The sequence below is a fragment of the Klebsiella sp. JB_Kp042 genome, from assembly GCF_040065275.1.
Classification (GTDB): domain Bacteria; phylum Pseudomonadota; class Gammaproteobacteria; order Enterobacterales; family Enterobacteriaceae; genus Klebsiella; species Klebsiella quasipneumoniae.
Map to the genome: position 1 here is coordinate 1 of NZ_JBEAJL010000025.1, position 17,535 is coordinate 17,535.

Genomic DNA, 17,535 nt, shown 5'->3' on the forward strand with positions numbered 1-17,535 from the left:
CCCGCGCAAGCGCAGCGTCGCCGGGCGATATACATCAGACGCCGTACCCGCGGTTATGCCGGATGGCGGCATCAATGCCTTATCCGGCCTACGGCTCCTCCCGCAGGCTCAAACAGCGTAGGCCCGCGCAAGCGCAGCGCCGCCGGGCAGGGGATCATAGAGTGGAGTTCGATGAAAAAGTCCGGATGTAGAAAAGCAAAAACCCAGCCATAGGCTGGGTTCTCTGAATAAGTGGTGCCCGGACTCGGAATCGAACCAAGGACACGGGGATTTTCAATCCCCTGCTCTACCGACTGAGCTATCCGGGCAACGGGGCGCATTAAACCGTAATCCGCCCACCCCGTCAACCAAATTTCTTAAATTACTTGTCGATTGCTTATCTTTGCGGCAATTCCGCGTTCAAAGGCGCATTTTGACTCAATATCACTGCATGCCGTTATCGCCTTCACGACTTTTCCAGCCGCTGGTGACGGAGATAACGTGGCGCAACCCGGAGATCAGGTAATCACCAATGACCTCTTCATCTTCCCGCGGCGAGCTCAGCGTAATTTCCGCATCCACGCCGTGACGATAGGCGCCATGATGGCTGAAAATGGTGCCGATATAACATTTTCCGTTCAGCCAGACCGGAATATAGGCCACCGTCTCATAGATATAGTTAACGGCAACGCCGCTGTAATAGTTGTCCGCCTCGTCGGCGGAGGCGCCGGGCGGAATGGGGCAGATCGGCGCATCGTTGTCGCTGGCGGGTTTGTCTTTCAGCAGGTTGCCCTGCATCACCTCCAGCGAGCGCAGCAGATCCGCTTTATCGCTGTCGCTCAGGCTGGGGGTCAGCGGTTGGTCTTTCTCCGGGGAGCGGATGCTGTTCAGCGTATAGCGATAGCGAACCGTCACCGCGGGCGTCTGGCTGGCGGTGCTGAACGGGCGCAGCAGATAGAGATTATCTTCGCCAAACTGGCCGTTGTACCACAGGGCATACACCTGGCCGTTGATTTTGACCCAGTGGTTCCATTGGTTAGCCCCGCGGCCATTGATCGAAAAGAGGGCGCCGGGCACCCCGGCATCGAAATCATCGCCGTTATCACTGTCGCTATCGTTGACGGCGGCAAAATCATCATCGCCGCGCCGGAGTACCCCGGTGTAGCTGAAGAGCCCGGTGCCGCCCACGTAGCTGTCGATGATCAGATCGCGTTTGCCGTCGCCGTCGAGGTCGATAAGCGTAAAGCTGACTTTGCCGTTTTCTGAATCTGCGCTAATTGCGGAGCGCAGAAACGCCTGCCACTCGTCATCGCTGATATCCGGGGATGGTTTGCTGGTCGTCACCAGGCTGTCATCGGCGTAAGTGAGCGTGAAGTCGGTAATATGGCCGGTTAACGGAAACTGCTCGGCGACCCGGTTCAGCGCCAGTTCCGGATCGCTTTTTTGCGCTTTCAGCACCGCGTTGTACAGCGTTCGCAGGGCCAGGTTATCCGCTTCTTTCTGCTGCTTCGGGATCACCTGGCTGACAAAGGTCGGCAGCATCCAGGTGCCGCCCGGGGTGATTTCCCGGCACATACCGGTGCTGTACTTCAGGCTGGGAACGAAGGTTTTACCCTCCCAGACGCGCGTCTCGCCGGTTACGCAGTCGGCCATGCCCCGCTCTTTGTGCAGGAAGACCAGCGTGCCGTTGGCGTAGCTGGAGGCCTCGGTAGTGAGCAGCCGCGGTTTGCTCAACTGGGCGTTATCGACCAGCCACAGGGCATAGCCATCGTTATAGGGCGCTCGCCAGCAGAGCGCCTGCGCCAGCGAATGGGTTTTATCCAGCGCGGTGAGGGTGATCTGGCGCTCTGCCGCCGGAATGGCCGGGTTCTGCCAGTCTTCACAGCGCTGGTTCAGCAGCGGCGTCAGGGCGGGCAACAGCTTCTGGCGCTGGAGCATGCTCAGCGGTACAGGTTGCGCGTTGTGGATCACCGGCGCGGCGATGATTTCCGGGGCGGGGGCAGCGGGCAAAATGGCATCGTCGCCCGCGTCGCCTTTATCCAGCAGCGCGTCGGCGGTGCCGGTTCGTCGCTGAAACGCATCCATTTTACTCAGCACCTCGCGGCTGCCGGCGCTGGAAAGCGGCAGGTGCTGGCCGTTAAGCGTGAATTCGATTTTGCGCTGGTTCGCCAGGGCCTGCAGCACGGCGGAGGTCTGATCGCTGTCCAGACGGAAGTGGCTGTCATCCACGGCATCCAGCGAGCCGAGGTCCCGGTCGTCGATCAGCAGGCTGGCGGTGGAGTCGGCGGGGATATCGTGTTCGATCTGCGCGAAGGTGGCCGTAGCGGTGAGGTGCTGTTCGCTGCCGGCGTTGCGGGTCAACAGCACGCTGACCTCGCCCATGCGGACGCCGTAACCTGCCGCCCGGCAGGTGCCAGTGTTATCGCAGGCGAGCTCCCAGTCTTTTTGCGCAAAGGAAAAACCTTGCAGGGGCGCCGCCAGCAGAGGTGTGGAGCACAGCCCCAGCCAGGCAGCCCAGAAGAACGCGCGCATATCAATCCCTGTCAGCAATCAGTGAGGGGGAAATTATAGGCGCGACGTGGCGGTTAGGATATCAGAATCAGGTTAAGGCCCCGCCCATACGGCACTGGGCGAAGCGCAGAATATCTTCTGCCAGCCGCCGCGCCGTATCGACATCCGTCTGGCTACGCTTGATCAGCAGACGGCTCAGACAGCCCTCGACAATCAGCTCCATCTGCTTGGCGACCATTTCCGGATCATCCACCTCCAGCTGGGTCAGTAGCTCATGGGTGTAGGCCAGCGAAGCCTGCTTCTGCTGTTCCGCCAGCTGGTGGATCGGGTGCTGGGCATCCGGATAGAAGGTGCAGGCGGCGATAAATAAACAGCCGGGGTAGCGCTGGTTGCTGACGCAGGTGGTAAGCGCGCTATAGCGCGCCAGCAGCTTTTGCTCTGCGCTTAAGGTGTCGTCCAGCAGCAGCTGACGGCGCCAGGCATCCACCTGGTGGCTCAGATAGCGAAGCGCGTCGTAGAGCAGCGCTTCGCGATCGGGCCAGAAGCGTTTCAGGTCGCTCGTCGGACAGGACACGCGCTCAGCGACCATCTCCAGCGACGTGTTGGCGATACCTTCAATTTCAAGAATTTTAATGGCTTCTGCCAGGACGTCTTCACGTAGCACGGTGTTCTCCTCCATCTTTCCTCCTAAAGTGTCGCTCACGCTTGCCAATCGCGCAAATGGGCGCTGAATGCCGCAGCATCCATAAAGCCGGTGACCCGCCGGTCGGGTTGTTCCTGGCCCTGCGCGTTGAAGAACAGGATCGTCGGCAGACCGAGCACCTGCAGGCGCTTCAGCAGCGCGGCGTCTTGCGGACTGTTTTTTGTCACATCAACCTGTAATAACACGACGCCTTTCAGCGCCTGCTGCACGTCAGGTGAACGAAAGGTGTATTTTTCAAACTCTTTGCAGGCTACACACCAGTCGGCGTAGAGATCGAGCATCACCGGCTGGCCTTTTGCCTGCGCCAGCGCCCGATCAAGCTCGGTCACCGAGCTGACGCGGGTGAAGGACAGATGCGCCTGCTGCTCGGGCGCCGGGGCGCCAAACGCCCAGTCCTGCAGCGGACGGGCGCTAACCAGCGCGGCGGCAAGAAGAATGATTTGCGCCAGCCGCATCCACGGCCGGGTCGCGCCCAGCGAGGTGATAAACGCCCAGCTGAAGAAGGCGACGCCAAGCATTGACCACAGACGTAATCCCCACTGGTCGCCGAGGATGCGCTCCAGCAGGAAAACGGGCAGAGCCAGGATCACGAATCCGAAGGCGGTCTTCACATGGCTCATCCACGGGCCGCTCTTCGGCAGCAGACGGTTGCCAAACACGGTGACGAGAATCAACGGCAGGCCCATACCCAGCGCGTAGAGGTACAGCGTGCCGCCGCCCAGCCACAGATTACCGCTCTGGGCGATATATAACAGGATGGCGCTCAGCGGCGCAGTGGTGCAGGGGGAGCAGATCAGCCCGGCAATAGCGCCCATCGCAAAGACTCCGCCGGGCGAGCCGCCCTGGCGTTTATTGCTGAGCAGCGCCAGCCGGGTCTGCAGCGAGGAGGGCAGCTGTAGTGTGAACAGGCCGAACATGGAAAGCGCCAGCAGTATAAACACTGCCGACAGACCCACCAGCACATACGGGTGCTGCAGGGCCGCCTGGAACTGCAGCCCGGCGGCGGCCACCACCAGCCCCAGCGCGGTATAGGTTAAGGCCATCCCCTGGACATAAATAAAGGCCAGCAGCAGGGCGCGCGCGGTGGAAAGCCGCTGTTTGCCGCCCAGCACGATGCCGGAAATCAGCGGATACATCGGCAGCACGCAGGGGGTGAAGGCGATACCAATGCCTATCAGCAGCGCCCACAGGGCGGTGAAAGGCAGGCGGGCGGGGGCGTCAGCGGGCGGCGCTGAGGCAGGCGCAGGTGAAGTGGCGACCTCCGGGGCCGGACGCGGCTCAACCGGCAGCGGCGGGTTGAACGCCGGACGGCTGCTCGCCGGCGGCGCAGGGGCAATGGTGGTCGCCCGGCCATCTGCCGAAGCCGCCAGCACGGCGCTCAGCGGGATCACTTTGGTCTCCGGCGGATAACAGAATCCGGCATCGGCGCAGCCCTGCCAGGTGACGGTGAGGGTGGCGTCTTTGTCCGCCTGCTTCACCGTGACCGGGACAGTCAGGCGCTGACGAAAGATCTCGCTTTTGCCGTAAAACTCATCCTCATGCCACTCGCCCGCCGGCAGCGCCGGTTCGGCGATCGTCGCCCCGGCGGCGCGGAAGGTAAATTGTTGACGATAAAGATAGTAACCATCCTTGATTTGCCAGCTCAGGTTGAGGTCATGCTGTTGCTGCTGAAAGTCAAAGGCGAAGGCCTGGTCAGCAGGCACAAAGTTCGAGCGCCCCGGCGCGTCGAATAACCCGGCGGTGGCTGACGCGCTGCACAGCAGCAGGATCAGCGTAAAGATGCGGTAAGCCATGAGAGGTAATCGTTGTCTCCATACGTGACGGGCAGAACCAGCAGTTCAGGGGTTTGATACGGGTGGTGAGACTTCAGGCAGTCCAGCAGCGCCTGCTGATGGGCAAGATCGGTTTTGAACAGCATCTGAACTTCATACTCCTGCTCCAGCTTCCCTTCCCAGTAATAGAGCGAGGTGGCGCCCGGCAGGAGCGTGGCGCAGGCGGCCAGCTTTTCGGCCAGCGCTTTTGCCGCCAGATCCTGGGCGGTCGCTTCATCCGGCGCGGTACAGAGCACAACAACAGCATCAGGCGTAGTCATCATGAACCTCGTATCAGCGAAAAGAGGCACTATAGCACGCAAGGTGGGGAGGATTAACGAAACGGGCCAGGATCTGGCCCGAATTTGAAGAGATTTACAGCATGATGCCGCCAAAAATAAACCCGAGGATCACGCACAGCGTAATGGCGATGACGCCGGGGATCAGGAAGGCGTGGTTGAAGACGTATTTACCGATGCGGGTGGAGCCGGTGTCATCCATTTCGACCGCCGCCAGCAGGGTGGGGTAGGTCGGCAGAACGAAAAGGGCGGAGACGGCGGCAAACGAGGCGATGGCCGTGAGAGGGCTCACGCCCAGCATCAGCGCGGCGGGCATCAGCGCTTTGGTGGTGGCCGCCTGCGAGTAGAGCAGCGTGGCGGCAAAGAACAGCACCACCGCCAGCAGCCACGGGTAGTTATGCAGCAGGTCGCCGGCCACGGCCTGGATATCGCTGATATGCGCTTTAACGAAGGTATCCCCCAGCCAGGCGACGCCGAGTACGCAGACGCAGGCGCTCATGCCGGACTTAAAGGTGCTGGCGTTGAGCACTTCGCCGGTGTCGATTTTGCAGGTGATGCTGATCAGCGTGGCGATGGTCAGCATAAACACCACGATCGCCTCGTTACGCGGTAGTACCGGGTTTTTGATCAGACCGACGGTATCGCTGATGGCCGTGGCGTAGAACATCACCGCCACGATGCCGATCAGAAACAGCAGAACGGAACGTTTGGCGTGCGGCTTCAGCTCAAACACCTGGCTGCCGCGCAGTCTGACCTCACCCTTGGCCAGCCGCTCCTGGTAAACCGGGTCGTCTTTCAGTTCGCAGCCGAGGAAATTGCAGACGATAGCGGTGAGCATCACCGCCAGCAGGGTGACCGGAATACAGATGGCCAGCAGCGTCAGGTAGCTAACGCCCAGCGGCTCCAGGATCCCGGCAAAGAACACCACCGCGGCGGAGATGGGCGAAGCGGTGATCGCTATCTGGGAGGCCACCACCGCAATCGACAGCGGACGGGACGGACGGATGCCTTGCTCTTTGGCCACTTCGGTGATCACCGGCAGCGTGGAGAAGGCGGTATGGCCGGTGCCGGCGAGCACGGTCATAAACCAGGTCACCAGCGGGGCAAGGAAGGTAATATATTTCGGGTGGCGACGCAGCATCCGTTCGGCGAGGCTGACCAGGTAATCCATTCCGCCTGCGACCTGCATGGCGGCGATAGCGGCAATCACCGCCATAATGATTTCAATAACGTCGAAGGGGATCGCACCCGGTTTAATTTGAAAAATAAGCGTCAGGACAAGGACGCCAAGGCCACCGGCAAAGCCGATACCGATGCCGCCGAGCCGGGCGCCGAGATAAATCGCCAGCAGGACAATAACCAGTTCTGCACCAAACATATATGCCTTCCTTGTTTTTTAACAAGTTGATATTGGATTGTTGTATTTTAGTAAAACTAAAAAGCAAAAAGGCATGTCATCGCTGACATGCCTTTGAATGACTATCCGGAAAGATTACTGTTCGCTTTCATCGGTATAACGCTTCGCTTTATAAGCGGGATGCATCAGGTTTTGCGCGGAGAAAATGTCATCCAGCTCCGCCGCCGTCAGCAGCCCACGCTCCAGCACCACTTCCCGCACGCTCTTCCCGGTTTCGGCGCAGATCTTGCCGACGATATCGCCATTGTGGTGGCCGATAAACGGGTTGAGGTAGGTGACGATGCCGATGGAGTTATAGACGTAACCTTCGCACACCGCTTTGTTGGCGGTAATGCCGTTGACGCATTTCTCCAGCAGGTTGTAGCAGGCGTTGGTCAGAATGTGGATAGACTCGAACATCGCCTGGCCGATCACCGGTTCCATCACGTTCAGCTGCAGCTGCCCGGCTTCGGAGGCCATGGTCACCGTGGTGTCGTTGCCGATCACTTTAAAGCAGACCTGGTTGACCACCTCCGGCACCACCGGGTTAACCTTCGCCGGCATAATAGAAGAGCCAGCCTGCAGCTCAGGCAGGTTAATTTCGTTGAGGCCCGCGCGCGGTCCGGAAGAGAGCAGGCGCAGGTCGTTACAGATCTTGGACAGTTTCACCGCCAGGCGTTTCAGCGAGCTGTGAACCATGACGTACGCCCCGCAGTCCGAGGTGGCTTCAATCAGATCTTCCGCCGGAACGACCGGTAAGTTGCTCACTTCCGCCAGCTTCTGCACCGCCAGCTGTTGATAACCGTCCGGGGTGTTGAGGCGTGTGCCGATGGCGGTTGCGCCAAGGTTCACTTCCAGCAGCAGCTCCGCGGTGCGCAGAATGCTTTTGGTCTCTTCATTGAGCAGCACATTGAAGGCATGGAACTCCTGACCGAGGGTCATCGGCACCGCGTCCTGCAGCTGGGTGCGGCCCATCTTGAGGATGTCCTGGAACTCCTCGGCTTTCGCCTGGAAACCTTCGCCCAGCTGCTTAATCGCATCGATTAACTTGAGGATAGAGGCATACACCGCAATGCGGAACCCGGTCGGGTAGGCATCGTTGGTGGACTGGCATTTGTTGACGTGATCGTTTGGGTTCAGGTACTGGTATTCGCCTTTCTGGTGGCCCATCAGCTCGAGGCCGATGTTTGCCAGGACTTCGTTGGTGTTCATGTTTACGGAGGTGCCGGCCCCGCCCTGGAAGACATCGACCGGGAACTGGTCCATGCATTTGCCGTTATTCAGGACTTCGTCACAGGCGGCGATAATCGCATTTGCCGCGCTTTTAGGAATGGTCTGCAGCTCCTTGTTCGCCAGCGCGGCGGCTTTCTTCACCATCACCATGCCGCGCACGAATTCTGGTATGTCGCTGATTTTGCTGTTGCTAATGTAGAAGTTTTCAATCGCTCGCAGAGTATGAACGCCGTAGTAAGCGTCCGCGGGAACTTCCCTGGTGCCCAACAGATCTTCTTCGATACGAATGTTGTTTAACATGTGAACCTTCTTTTCAAGCTGCCAATGAATTCACCAAATACACAGAATATCCAGGATTCAGTATATTTTCTGGCCGACGATTATTTCCTTAACCGGCCCGGTGCCCAAGATCATATGCTGATGATAGCGAATATCAGTAAGCTTGATCACTTATTACATCGCGGGTGTGAGAAGATTTATTAATCTGTGAAATGGGTCACCGCTTTCCTATTCTTGGAAAAAATAAGCATTTCCGCTGATTGAAAAGGCGCTCAGCATCCCCATCTTAGTGGGATGCGATCAGCAAATTGATGACTACGGGGGCCGAATTCGGCGCCTGTCGATGAAGGAGACGCCGGTGCGTTGGATTCCGTTTATTGCCTTTTTTCTTTACGTTTACATTGAGATATCGATCTTTATCCAGGTCGCGCACGTGTTGGGCGTCTTTATGACGCTGATCCTGGTGATCTTTAGCTCGGTGGTGGGGATGTCGCTGGTGCGCAACCAGGGCTTCAAAAACTTCCTGCTGATGCAGCAGAAGATGGCCGCGGGCGAGAGCCCGGCGGCGGAGATGATCAAGAGCGTCTCGCTGATTATCGCTGGCCTGCTGCTGTTGATCCCGGGGTTCTTTACCGACTTCCTCGGCCTGCTGCTGCTTTTGCCCCCGGTGCAGAAGCACCTGACGATGAAGCTGATGCCGCATTTGCGCTTCAGCCGGATGCCGGGTGGCGGCTTTAGCGCCGGGACTGGCGGCGGAGAGACCTTCGAAGGGGAATACCAGCGCAAGGATGAACAGCGCGACCGTCTGGACCACAAGGACGATCGCCGCGATTAACGTTTATCGGCCCGGTCTGCAGACGCGACCGGGCCGCTTTCTTTTTGCGCCTATGCGCTTCCTGTCGCCAGCTTACGTCTCGGTAAAAACAACCACAGCACCGCCAGCATCACCAGCGCGTACAGACTCTTCCAGCCGACCATCGCCAGCAGCAGCAGACAGAGAATGCTGCCCACCGCCGCCAGCAGCCGATAGCGCCCGCGCAGCAAACGACAGCCCGCCAGCATGCACAGCAGATAGATCATGATGAAAATGCCGTTGGCATAGACGATCAGCGCGTCCAGATTGATATCGAGAAAATAGATACACAAGGTGCTGACCACGCAGGAGCCCAGCACGGCGTTGAGGGCGTTGCGTGGGATCTGCCGCGGCGACAGCCTCGCGAGGTAGCTCTGTGGCTTATGCTGCGCCTGCGACCAGACCAGGCGGGCGAAGCTCTGAATATAGATGTTGAGGCTGGCGAAACAGGCGAGGTAACCGATGACGCAGGCCACCCACAGCGCTTCGACGCCGAACAGGCGGACCACGATATTCGGTAATGACGCCGCCGCCGCCATCTCCACGCCAAAGGCGTGGAAGTGCAACACCAGCACGGTGCAGGCCCAGTAGACCGAACCGGCAAGCAGCAGGCCTATCATCAGCGCGCGAGGAAAATCGCGCTCGGGGTGTTTAAACTCCGAGGCGAGGTGGGCAAAGGCTTCCTGGCCGACAAAGCACCAGAACATCACCGACAGCGCGGAGAAGAGCTGGCCGCGGTCGATCTCCGCCGGGGCGGGGAAGGGGATCTGCGCCGGACTTATCCCGCCGCGCCACCAGACGGCGACAATCAGCGCCACGATCAGCACGGCAACCAGCGTCTGCAGGTTGGCGCTGGAGCTGGCGCCACGTGAACCGATCCACCAGACGATGGCCAGGGTACCCAGCTCCGCCAGCAGCAGCTGCGCATCATGCCAGCCGAACAGCGCCTGGCCGAAGCCGGTGGCGATGTGCAGGGCGGCGGGGAGTCCGACCGGGATAACCGATAAAAACAGCCAGCCGGTGACGCTGGCCAGACGTGGGCCAAAGGCCATATCGACAAAGTGGGCCACGCCGCCCGCGCTGGGGAAATGGCGGCCCAGCAGGGCGAAGACGATGGCAATCGGAAAAACAAGAAGGATAAGCAACGGCCATGCCCACAGGCTGTTATCGCCAGCGACCAGCGCCGCCAGCGCCGGAACGGCGAAAACGCCGGTGCCCAGCAGTGAGGTGGAAAGCAACCCGACTCCCTGTCCCAGCCCTAACTCCTGTTTTAAACCACTCATGATTCCATCCTGCGCCAGTGAAAAGAAAGAGAGTATCACAATCGCTTTTCCTTATGACCGGTTGCCCGGTGGCGCCGCTTTTTGCGCGCCAGCGCAAAGGTAAAAATTTTTTTTTAATTTTGCCCTTGAAGCGGGAAATGGCCATCCCCATCTCTCTCTGCACTAGCCGGTAAACCGCGTTCGGCCCGGCGTCACCCATAACTGATAATGACTTTCTCGAAGGAGAGCTATCAATGAGTATTCGTCCGTTACATGATCGTGTGATCGTCAAACGTAAAGAAGTTGAAACCAAATCTGCGGGCGGCATCGTTCTGACCGGTTCTGCAGCAGCTAAGTCAACGCGTGGCGAAATCATCGCTGTCGGTAAAGGCCGCATCCTGGAAAACGGGACCGTGCAGCCGCTGGACGTTAAAGTTGGTGACATCGTGATTTTCAACGATGGCTACGGCGTGAAGACTGAGAAGATTGACAACGAAGAAGTGCTGATCATGTCCGAAAGCGACATCCTGGCAATTGTTGAAGCTTAATTCGCACGACCCTGAACGAATTTGAGGAATATAAGAAATGGCAGCAAAAGACGTAAAATTCGGTAACGACGCTCGTGTAAAAATGCTGCGCGGCGTAAACGTACTGGCAGATGCAGTTAAAGTGACCCTGGGCCCGAAAGGCCGTAACGTGGTTCTGGACAAATCCTTCGGCGCGCCGACCATCACCAAAGATGGTGTTTCCGTTGCACGTGAAATCGAGCTGGAAGACAAGTTCGAAAACATGGGCGCGCAGATGGTGAAAGAAGTTGCCTCTAAAGCGAACGACGCGGCAGGCGACGGTACCACCACCGCAACCGTGCTGGCGCAGGCTATCGTGAACGAAGGCCTGAAAGCGGTTGCTGCAGGCATGAACCCGATGGATCTGAAACGTGGTATCGACAAAGCTGTCGTTGCCGCTGTTGAAGAACTGAAAGCGCTGTCCGTTCCGTGTTCTGACTCCAAAGCTATCGCTCAGGTAGGTACCATCTCCGCTAACTCCGACGAAACCGTCGGTAAACTGATCGCGGAAGCGATGGATAAAGTCGGCAAAGAAGGCGTGATCACCGTTGAAGACGGTACCGGTCTGGAAGACGAACTGGACGTGGTTGAAGGTATGCAGTTCGACCGCGGCTACCTGTCTCCGTACTTCATCAACAAGCCGGACACCGGCGCCGTTGAGCTGGAAAGCCCGTTCATCCTGCTGGCTGACAAAAAAATCTCCAACATCCGCGAAATGCTGCCGGTTCTGGAAGCCGTAGCGAAAGCTGGCAAACCGCTGGTTATCATCGCTGAAGACGTTGAAGGCGAAGCGCTGGCGACCCTGGTGGTTAACACCATGCGCGGCATCGTGAAAGTGGCTGCGGTGAAAGCGCCGGGCTTCGGCGACCGTCGTAAAGCCATGCTGCAGGATATCGCGACGCTGACTGGCGGTACCGTTATCTCTGAAGAGATCGGTATGGAGCTGGAAAAAGCGACTCTGGAAGACCTGGGCCAGGCGAAACGCGTGGTTATCAACAAAGACACCACCACCATCATCGATGGCGTTGGCGAAGAATCCGCAATCCAGGGCCGCGTTGCTCAGATCCGTAAGCAGATCGAAGAAGCAACCTCCGACTACGACCGTGAAAAACTGCAGGAACGTGTCGCTAAACTGGCTGGCGGCGTTGCCGTAATCAAAGTCGGCGCGGCAACCGAAGTTGAAATGAAAGAGAAAAAAGCACGCGTCGACGATGCCCTGCACGCCACTCGTGCTGCGGTTGAAGAAGGCGTGGTGGCTGGCGGCGGCGTAGCGCTGGTTCGCGTTGCAGCGAAACTCGCTGGCCTGACCGGTCAGAACGAAGATCAGAACGTCGGTATCAAAGTTGCGCTGCGCGCAATGGAAGCGCCGCTGCGTCAGATCGTGTCCAACGCCGGTGAAGAGCCGTCTGTTGTGGCGAACAACGTGAAAGCCGGCGACGGTAACTACGGTTACAACGCGGCAACTGAAGAATACGGCAACATGATCGACTTCGGTATCCTGGACCCAACCAAAGTCACCCGTTCTGCACTGCAGTACGCGGCTTCCGTGGCTGGCCTGATGATCACCACCGAGTGCATGGTGACCGACCTGCCGAAAGGCGACGCGCCTGATTTAGGTGCTGCTGGCGGTATGGGCGGCATGGGCGGTATGGGCGGCATGATGTAATCGTGCGCTCTACGGCATAAAAAAGCAGAAACCCCTGGCCAGTAATGGCTGGGGGTTTTTCTTTTGGCGCGCTTTTTAGTATAAGGCTTATACATAAAAATCATTTAAGCTGCATCAGAGCGGCAAGCACCTCCGTATCGGAAGCGACTAACTAGCGCGACCGGCTAAGGAATGAAAGCGGCTCATGCCGACGCAGTTTGAAGGATGACAGATTTACATCCGGGCCAGTGCGTCCAGCTCATCGATCATGGGGATTAACATGCAGGTAAAATATTTAGCAGGGATTGTCGGCGCAGCCTTACTGTTGGCAGGTTGCAGTTCCAGCAATGAATTAACCTCTGCCGGCCAGAATGTGCGCTTCGTGCAGGAGAAGCCGGGCGCAGAGTGTCAGCTGTTAGGGACCGCGACGGGTAAACAGAGTAACTGGCTCTCCGGCCAGAATGGCGATGAGGGTGGCTCCATGCGCGGTGCGGCTAACGCCCTGCGTAACCAGGCGGCAGCCATGGGCGGCAACGTGATCTATGGCGTCAGCAGCCCGACGCAAAATCTGTTGTCGAGCTTTGTGCCCACCGACAGCGAGATGAACGGCCAGGTTTATAAGTGCCCGAACTGATGCGCGATGCCTCTCTCTGCGAGCGTAGAGAGAGGCGTGACCGGTAGAAGAGGGTCAGGCGTTAAGCTCCGCTTTCTTCTCCAGATAGAAGGCATGCAGGGGACGCAGACACTCTTCCAGGCTGAGCATTCTTCCTGGCTGGGAAGGAATAATGGTACTGAAGATTTGGCATGGCGCCAGCGCCGTGTGCATCGCCTTAAGCTTGGGGCTTTTCTCAATAAGGCGTACTACCACGCTGTTTTCCATTTCAGATAAATGTGGCGCACTGGTTTTTACCACCGCTCCGGAGACAATTTTCTTGCCTTCGTCCGTCTCGCAGCAATAGAGCACGCCCAGATAATGGGAAAACAGGTTTAGCTTCCATTCTTCCTGGGGATACTGCTGGTAATCAATATTCGGCTGAGTAGTTAAGTCGACGCTGTAGCACATTAAAAAATCCATATTTGAACTTAAATACTGGATAAGTTCCTGATCGCCGACTGTTTTTAATGCCTGTTGAATACCGATTATCAGGGCTTCAACCTGTCGGTCATCAATAGTTAACGTCTTAATTTGCTCATCCTGAAATACCAGGATCAGCGTTGACTGCGTTTCACCAGGTTTAAGCGTAATAGACATTATACGCCGCTCAGGAGAAGGCTGTTGTATTTCAGCCATTTCTACCGTGGGGATATGGGTTACGAGTGTTTCGTTATAAGCGATAATCTCATCTTTGTAAGCCTCGCCTTTATTTTCAAGTCGCTGAAAAATTAAGGCCATTCTACTTTGCAATATCAGAAGCAGGTCGGATAATACGGGTGCCTGAAGATAGAAAATCTCACAGGTATCATTCGCTTTCTTGACCTTAAGTAACAGCGCCAGGAAACGCTCTTCAAAAGTAATTCCTGCAGTATTAAAACCAATAAACGTTCCTTGCATAATCTTCTCCTTTATTAAGCGGTAGCCATCGACTTCGATTGTGAGAGGTCAATAACGCGATCGGCTGATGCAATGGTTGATGGCCGGTGCGCGACAATAATTCGGGTGATACTTAACGCTGAAATCGACTGATTGATGACCGACTCATTTTTTAAGTCGAGGTGACTGGTGGCCTCATCCATAAACAGAATACTCGGTTTACGGTACAAAGCACGAGCGATCAGGATACGCTGCTTTTGACCGCCGGAAATGCCCAGCCCCAGTTCGCCGACAATGGTTTCGTATCCCATCGCCATCTTCATGATTTCATCATGGATGTTGCAATGTTTGGCACATTCCATTACGAATTCCAAATCGGGGTTATCATCAAAACCACTGATATTATCGATAAGTGAACCTGAAAAGAGACGATCCTCCTGAAGTACGCAGGCGATACCGAGACGATAGTTATTTAAACCAATTTTTTGAATCTCCAGATTATCCGCCAGTATTTCGCCGGAGTCAGGTGAAAGCAAACCGCACATGACTTTCAACAGCGTGGTTTTGCCAACGCCAGATGGGCCAATTAGCGCGACAGACTCGCCTGGGGCAACCGTTATATTCAGATTGGTAAAAATGGGTTGTGAAAAAGGATCGTATTGATAACTCAGGTTCCTGACTTCAAGTTTCACGCCGGTGTTTGCTGTAAACACACGTCGGGATGGAAGTTCTTTTTCCGGTTCGCTAAAGGCGATTTCAGATAGACGTTCATTATGAAGCGAGAGCATACGAAGCTGCATCACCAAATCAATGAGATTCGATGCACGTTGAGAAAACTGGCCTCGATAAGCATTAAATGCCATAAACATACCGAGCGTCATCTCATTATCAATTACCATAATGGCACCCAACCACAGTACCACCACCTGATCGATAGAGGTGATAAAGGTATTAATCCCACCAAACATCATATCAAAGCGAGTTTGCTTAATACCTGCGTTACTGGCATCAACGTTAAGATTCAGCCAATGCTGCGAGCGTCGTTCTTTTAAATTTAATGCTTTGATCGTGGAAATGCCATAAAGTGATTCCATAAAGTGAGAGTTAGCACGCGCCCCTTTAACGACCTGCTCTTCCGTTACGCGTCGATAAAAACTATAGGTAGCGAAGCGCATAATCGCATAGCAGACGGTAAAACCAATGACGACCCAGACTAACCAGCCGCCATATAATGTCAGCATGACTAACAAACCGATCGTCATTATCGAATCGATGATGCCAGTGACAATACTGTTGGTAAAAATTGAACGAATGGTATCCAGAGACGAGAAACGAGACTGGATATCACCTAAGTGTCTTTTCTCGAAAAAAGATAATGGCAAACTTGCCAAATGATCGAATAGCGTTGTTTTCCATTGAATGTTTGTCAACGTATTCAACGTTAACGACGTCCATGCTCGGAGCATGCTAATAAACGTGCGGAATAGCGTAAAAAATATTAAACCAATACAAATAACAGAGAGTAAACTTTCATCGTGCGCCATAATCACATGGTCAGTTACTAACTGTGTACCAATAGGCAACAGGAGGCCAATCGCTTCTACCACAACAGAGAAAGCAAAGATCTTAATCAGCGCCGATTTTAAACCAACAATTTTATGCATTAAATCCAGGAGTCGTAAACGGGATTTCGCCTCCTCTTGTTGGAAGTTATGGTCAGGCCAGAGTTCAAGCGCAACGCCGGTAAAATTATTTGACATCTCACTGATGCCAATGATTCGTTTACCCAGCGCGGGATCGTGAATCACAAATCCGTTTTTCTTTACTTTTGTAAGGACTACATAGTGGTTCATTCCCCAGTGGATGATGCAGGGAAGCTTAAGCTGTTTTATTTCATCGAGGTCGAGCGCTAGCGCACGGTTTTTTAAACCAGCCTGCTCGGCTGTTTTGCTTAGAGACAGCAGTGAGGAGCCCTGTGAGGGGCTACCGAATCGTTGACGAAAATTAAATAAATCGATATTTAACCCATAATAACCACAGACCATCGCCAGACAGGCAACTCCACATTCCGATGATTCTGACTGTAGAATAACAGGCGTTTTGTTAACCAGAGAAAAATTTAGCTTTGCAACAATGGTTTTGAACAGTTCGTTAGTCATGGATTGGCCCAGTAATGCTTTGAGTTATCTTATACACAGGGGTAAACATCCACATATAAAGTGGGCGCTCTTCGAGAAATACAACGGCTTGAGCCTTCAGTCCATTCGAAAGCGAAAGCGTTTTACCATTGTAATTAAAGGTTTTGTTTTCAATTTTGACAATGGTTTTATAGAGTGCCAGTTCCTGCTGATTCGTTCCATTATTAACATTAGTGTATTCAGACAGTTCCTGTCGGGATGTCGGGACCGAAGATATTGAAAGTATTTTTCCCGGGAATTGCCCAAATTTATCGGATGGGAAAGCATCATAGCGGATGTTAATGACATCACCCGGTTTGACATAAGGTATGCTATTATTAGGTAACCATAAAATAAGATAATATTCTATATCACCAGTGGGTTTGATTTGCGCTAAACTGCTGCCTTTGTCGACCATTTGTCCTTTTGTTACAGCCAGCGATTCAATGCGTCCTTCTGTGGTTGCTTTAATAATGACATTACCATTGGCATTTGATTCAACCAACTGGTTTTTGTAATCATTAATCTGGTTTTCCTGAGATGATATTTGGTTGTCAAAATCTGCCGTTTTTGTGATTTTATCGCTATTTAACTGGGTTACCTGGGATTCCAGTTGCATTTTCTGACTGACCAAAGACTGATAGGTACTCTGTTGTTGAAAGTATAATGAATGCTGATAGTTATACTGATCTTTGGTGATAAGGCCATCACGAAGATATTTATCGTAACTGGAAAGATTATCATGCATTTTCTTTAAACCAGTCTGCGCATTAACCAGCATGCGGTTAGTTTCTTTTAACGAATCATTGATGGTTTTTAGCTGTTTATCTAAAGATAAGCGAGTTTCTTCTTTATTATGAGAAAGTTTGGTGATGATATCTTCAGCGTTCGCAATCTTTTCATTAATGACTTCTATTTGCGCCGTACTGACGTTGCCTGTTGTTGTATTTCGGGAGATGTCAATTTCATATAAATACTGTCCTTTGGCGACAAGGTCACCGACTTTTGCATATTGGGAAATAACAAACCCTTGCTGTGGCGCATAAACATTGACAGAATGAGGTAAAGTAATAACTTCCCCACGAACATCAATGCGTTGGGTAAAGGTACAAAATATTGTGGTGGTTATTAGAATGGCTAAAAAGGCAAAAGAAAGTAATGCAATAAGCCATGCTGGAAGCCCTGCTAGCAGCAAAGCCTTTCCTTTCCAGTGATGCTTTTTGTATTCGATCGCTTCCTTGCGATAGATTTTTTTCAACATGGTATTCACTTACGAGAAGTTAAAAGGCC

The 17,535-nt window shown here is 54.6% G+C and carries 14 protein-coding genes and 1 tRNA gene; 4 read left to right on the top strand and 11 right to left on the bottom strand.

All coding sequences use genetic code 11. The annotated features are described in order from the left end of the window. Positions 1-232: 232 nt before the first annotated feature. The 7 genes from ABLV54_RS07990 to aspA all read right to left on the bottom strand — a co-directional run bounded on the left by ABLV54_RS07990 (position 233) and on the right by aspA (position 8,232). Positions 233-308: transfer RNA gene (locus ABLV54_RS07990), tRNA-Phe, on the bottom strand. A 115-nt stretch (positions 309-423) separates the two neighbouring features. Continuing rightward, entirely contained in the window at positions 424-2,511 is a 2,088-nt protein-coding gene (locus ABLV54_RS07995) for a DUF1176 domain-containing protein (protein WP_048336471.1), read from the bottom strand. A 67-nt stretch (positions 2,512-2,578) separates the two neighbouring features. Beyond that, positions 2,579-3,169, bottom strand: a complete 591-nt coding sequence (locus tag ABLV54_RS08000; protein ID WP_023291688.1) for a transcriptional regulator — start codon at positions 3,167-3,169, stop codon at positions 2,579-2,581. A gap of 20 nt (positions 3,170-3,189) precedes the next feature. After that, positions 3,190-4,986 (bottom strand): protein-disulfide reductase DsbD, encoded by a 1,797-nt coding sequence (locus tag ABLV54_RS08005; protein WP_044525171.1) that lies wholly within the window; start codon positions 4,984-4,986, stop codon positions 3,190-3,192. Then, the gene (cutA, locus tag ABLV54_RS08010; RefSeq protein ID WP_050533651.1) at positions 4,962-5,285 is read right to left on the bottom strand and encodes a divalent cation tolerance protein CutA; all 324 of its coding nucleotides are present in this window, start codon (positions 5,283-5,285) and stop codon (positions 4,962-4,964) included. The genes ABLV54_RS08005 and cutA overlap by 25 nt, the downstream gene beginning before the upstream one ends. Positions 5,286-5,379: 94 nt before the next feature. After that, positions 5,380-6,681: an anaerobic C4-dicarboxylate transporter gene (locus ABLV54_RS08015; protein WP_049013732.1), complete on the bottom strand. Its 1,302-nt coding sequence runs from the start codon at positions 6,679-6,681 to the stop codon at positions 5,380-5,382. A gap of 114 nt (positions 6,682-6,795) precedes the next feature. Beyond that, the gene (aspA, locus tag ABLV54_RS08020; RefSeq protein ID WP_004177762.1) at positions 6,796-8,232 is read right to left on the bottom strand and encodes an aspartate ammonia-lyase; all 1,437 of its coding nucleotides are present in this window, start codon (positions 8,230-8,232) and stop codon (positions 6,796-6,798) included. Between the two features lie 337 nt (positions 8,233-8,569). On the opposite strand from aspA, the gene ABLV54_RS08025 reads away from it, so the two are divergent. Further along, positions 8,570-9,046 carry an FxsA family protein gene (locus tag ABLV54_RS08025; protein WP_023291691.1) on the top strand — a complete coding sequence of 159 codons (477 nt, stop codon included), beginning with the start codon at positions 8,570-8,572 and terminating at the stop codon, positions 9,044-9,046. Between the two features lie 50 nt (positions 9,047-9,096). Here ABLV54_RS08025 and yjeH read toward each other — a convergent pair whose 3' ends face one another. Next, positions 9,097-10,347, bottom strand: a complete 1,251-nt coding sequence (yjeH, locus tag ABLV54_RS08030; protein ID WP_348813910.1) for an L-methionine/branched-chain amino acid transporter — start codon at positions 10,345-10,347, stop codon at positions 9,097-9,099. A gap of 233 nt (positions 10,348-10,580) precedes the next feature. Here yjeH and ABLV54_RS08035 point away from each other — a divergent pair, with 233 nt between their 5' ends. From ABLV54_RS08035 to ABLV54_RS08045, 3 genes are all read left to right on the top strand, one after another. Then, complete coding sequence (locus ABLV54_RS08035; RefSeq protein WP_004152420.1) at positions 10,581-10,874, top strand: co-chaperone GroES; 294 nt, start codon at positions 10,581-10,583, stop codon at positions 10,872-10,874. 37 nt (positions 10,875-10,911) lie between these two features. Then, positions 10,912-12,558, top strand: coding sequence for a chaperonin GroEL (groL, locus tag ABLV54_RS08040; RefSeq protein ID WP_023291693.1), 1,647 nt, complete (start codon positions 10,912-10,914; stop codon positions 12,556-12,558). Positions 12,559-12,817: 259 nt separating this feature from the next. After that, complete coding sequence (locus tag ABLV54_RS08045; RefSeq protein ID WP_004152419.1) at positions 12,818-13,171, top strand: DUF4156 domain-containing protein; 354 nt, start codon at positions 12,818-12,820, stop codon at positions 13,169-13,171. 54 nt (positions 13,172-13,225) lie between these two features. Here the strand turns inward: ABLV54_RS08045 and yjeJ are convergent, their stop codons facing one another. From yjeJ to ABLV54_RS08060, 3 genes are read right to left on the bottom strand one after another with little or no spacing between them, the layout of a single operon-like run. Next, positions 13,226-14,089 (bottom strand): YjeJ family protein, encoded by an 864-nt coding sequence (yjeJ, locus tag ABLV54_RS08050; RefSeq protein ID WP_044525175.1) that lies wholly within the window; start codon positions 14,087-14,089, stop codon positions 13,226-13,228. A gap of 14 nt (positions 14,090-14,103) precedes the next feature. Then, positions 14,104-16,227 (bottom strand): peptidase domain-containing ABC transporter, encoded by a 2,124-nt coding sequence (locus tag ABLV54_RS08055; protein ID WP_050533652.1) that lies wholly within the window; start codon positions 16,225-16,227, stop codon positions 14,104-14,106. After that, on the bottom strand, positions 16,220-17,506 hold the full coding sequence (locus ABLV54_RS08060; RefSeq protein WP_248860999.1) for an HlyD family secretion protein: 1,287 nt from the start codon (positions 17,504-17,506) through the stop codon (positions 16,220-16,222). Before ABLV54_RS08060 ends, ABLV54_RS08055 begins: the two co-directional genes overlap by 8 nt. Between the last annotated feature and the right edge of the window lie 29 nt (positions 17,507-17,535).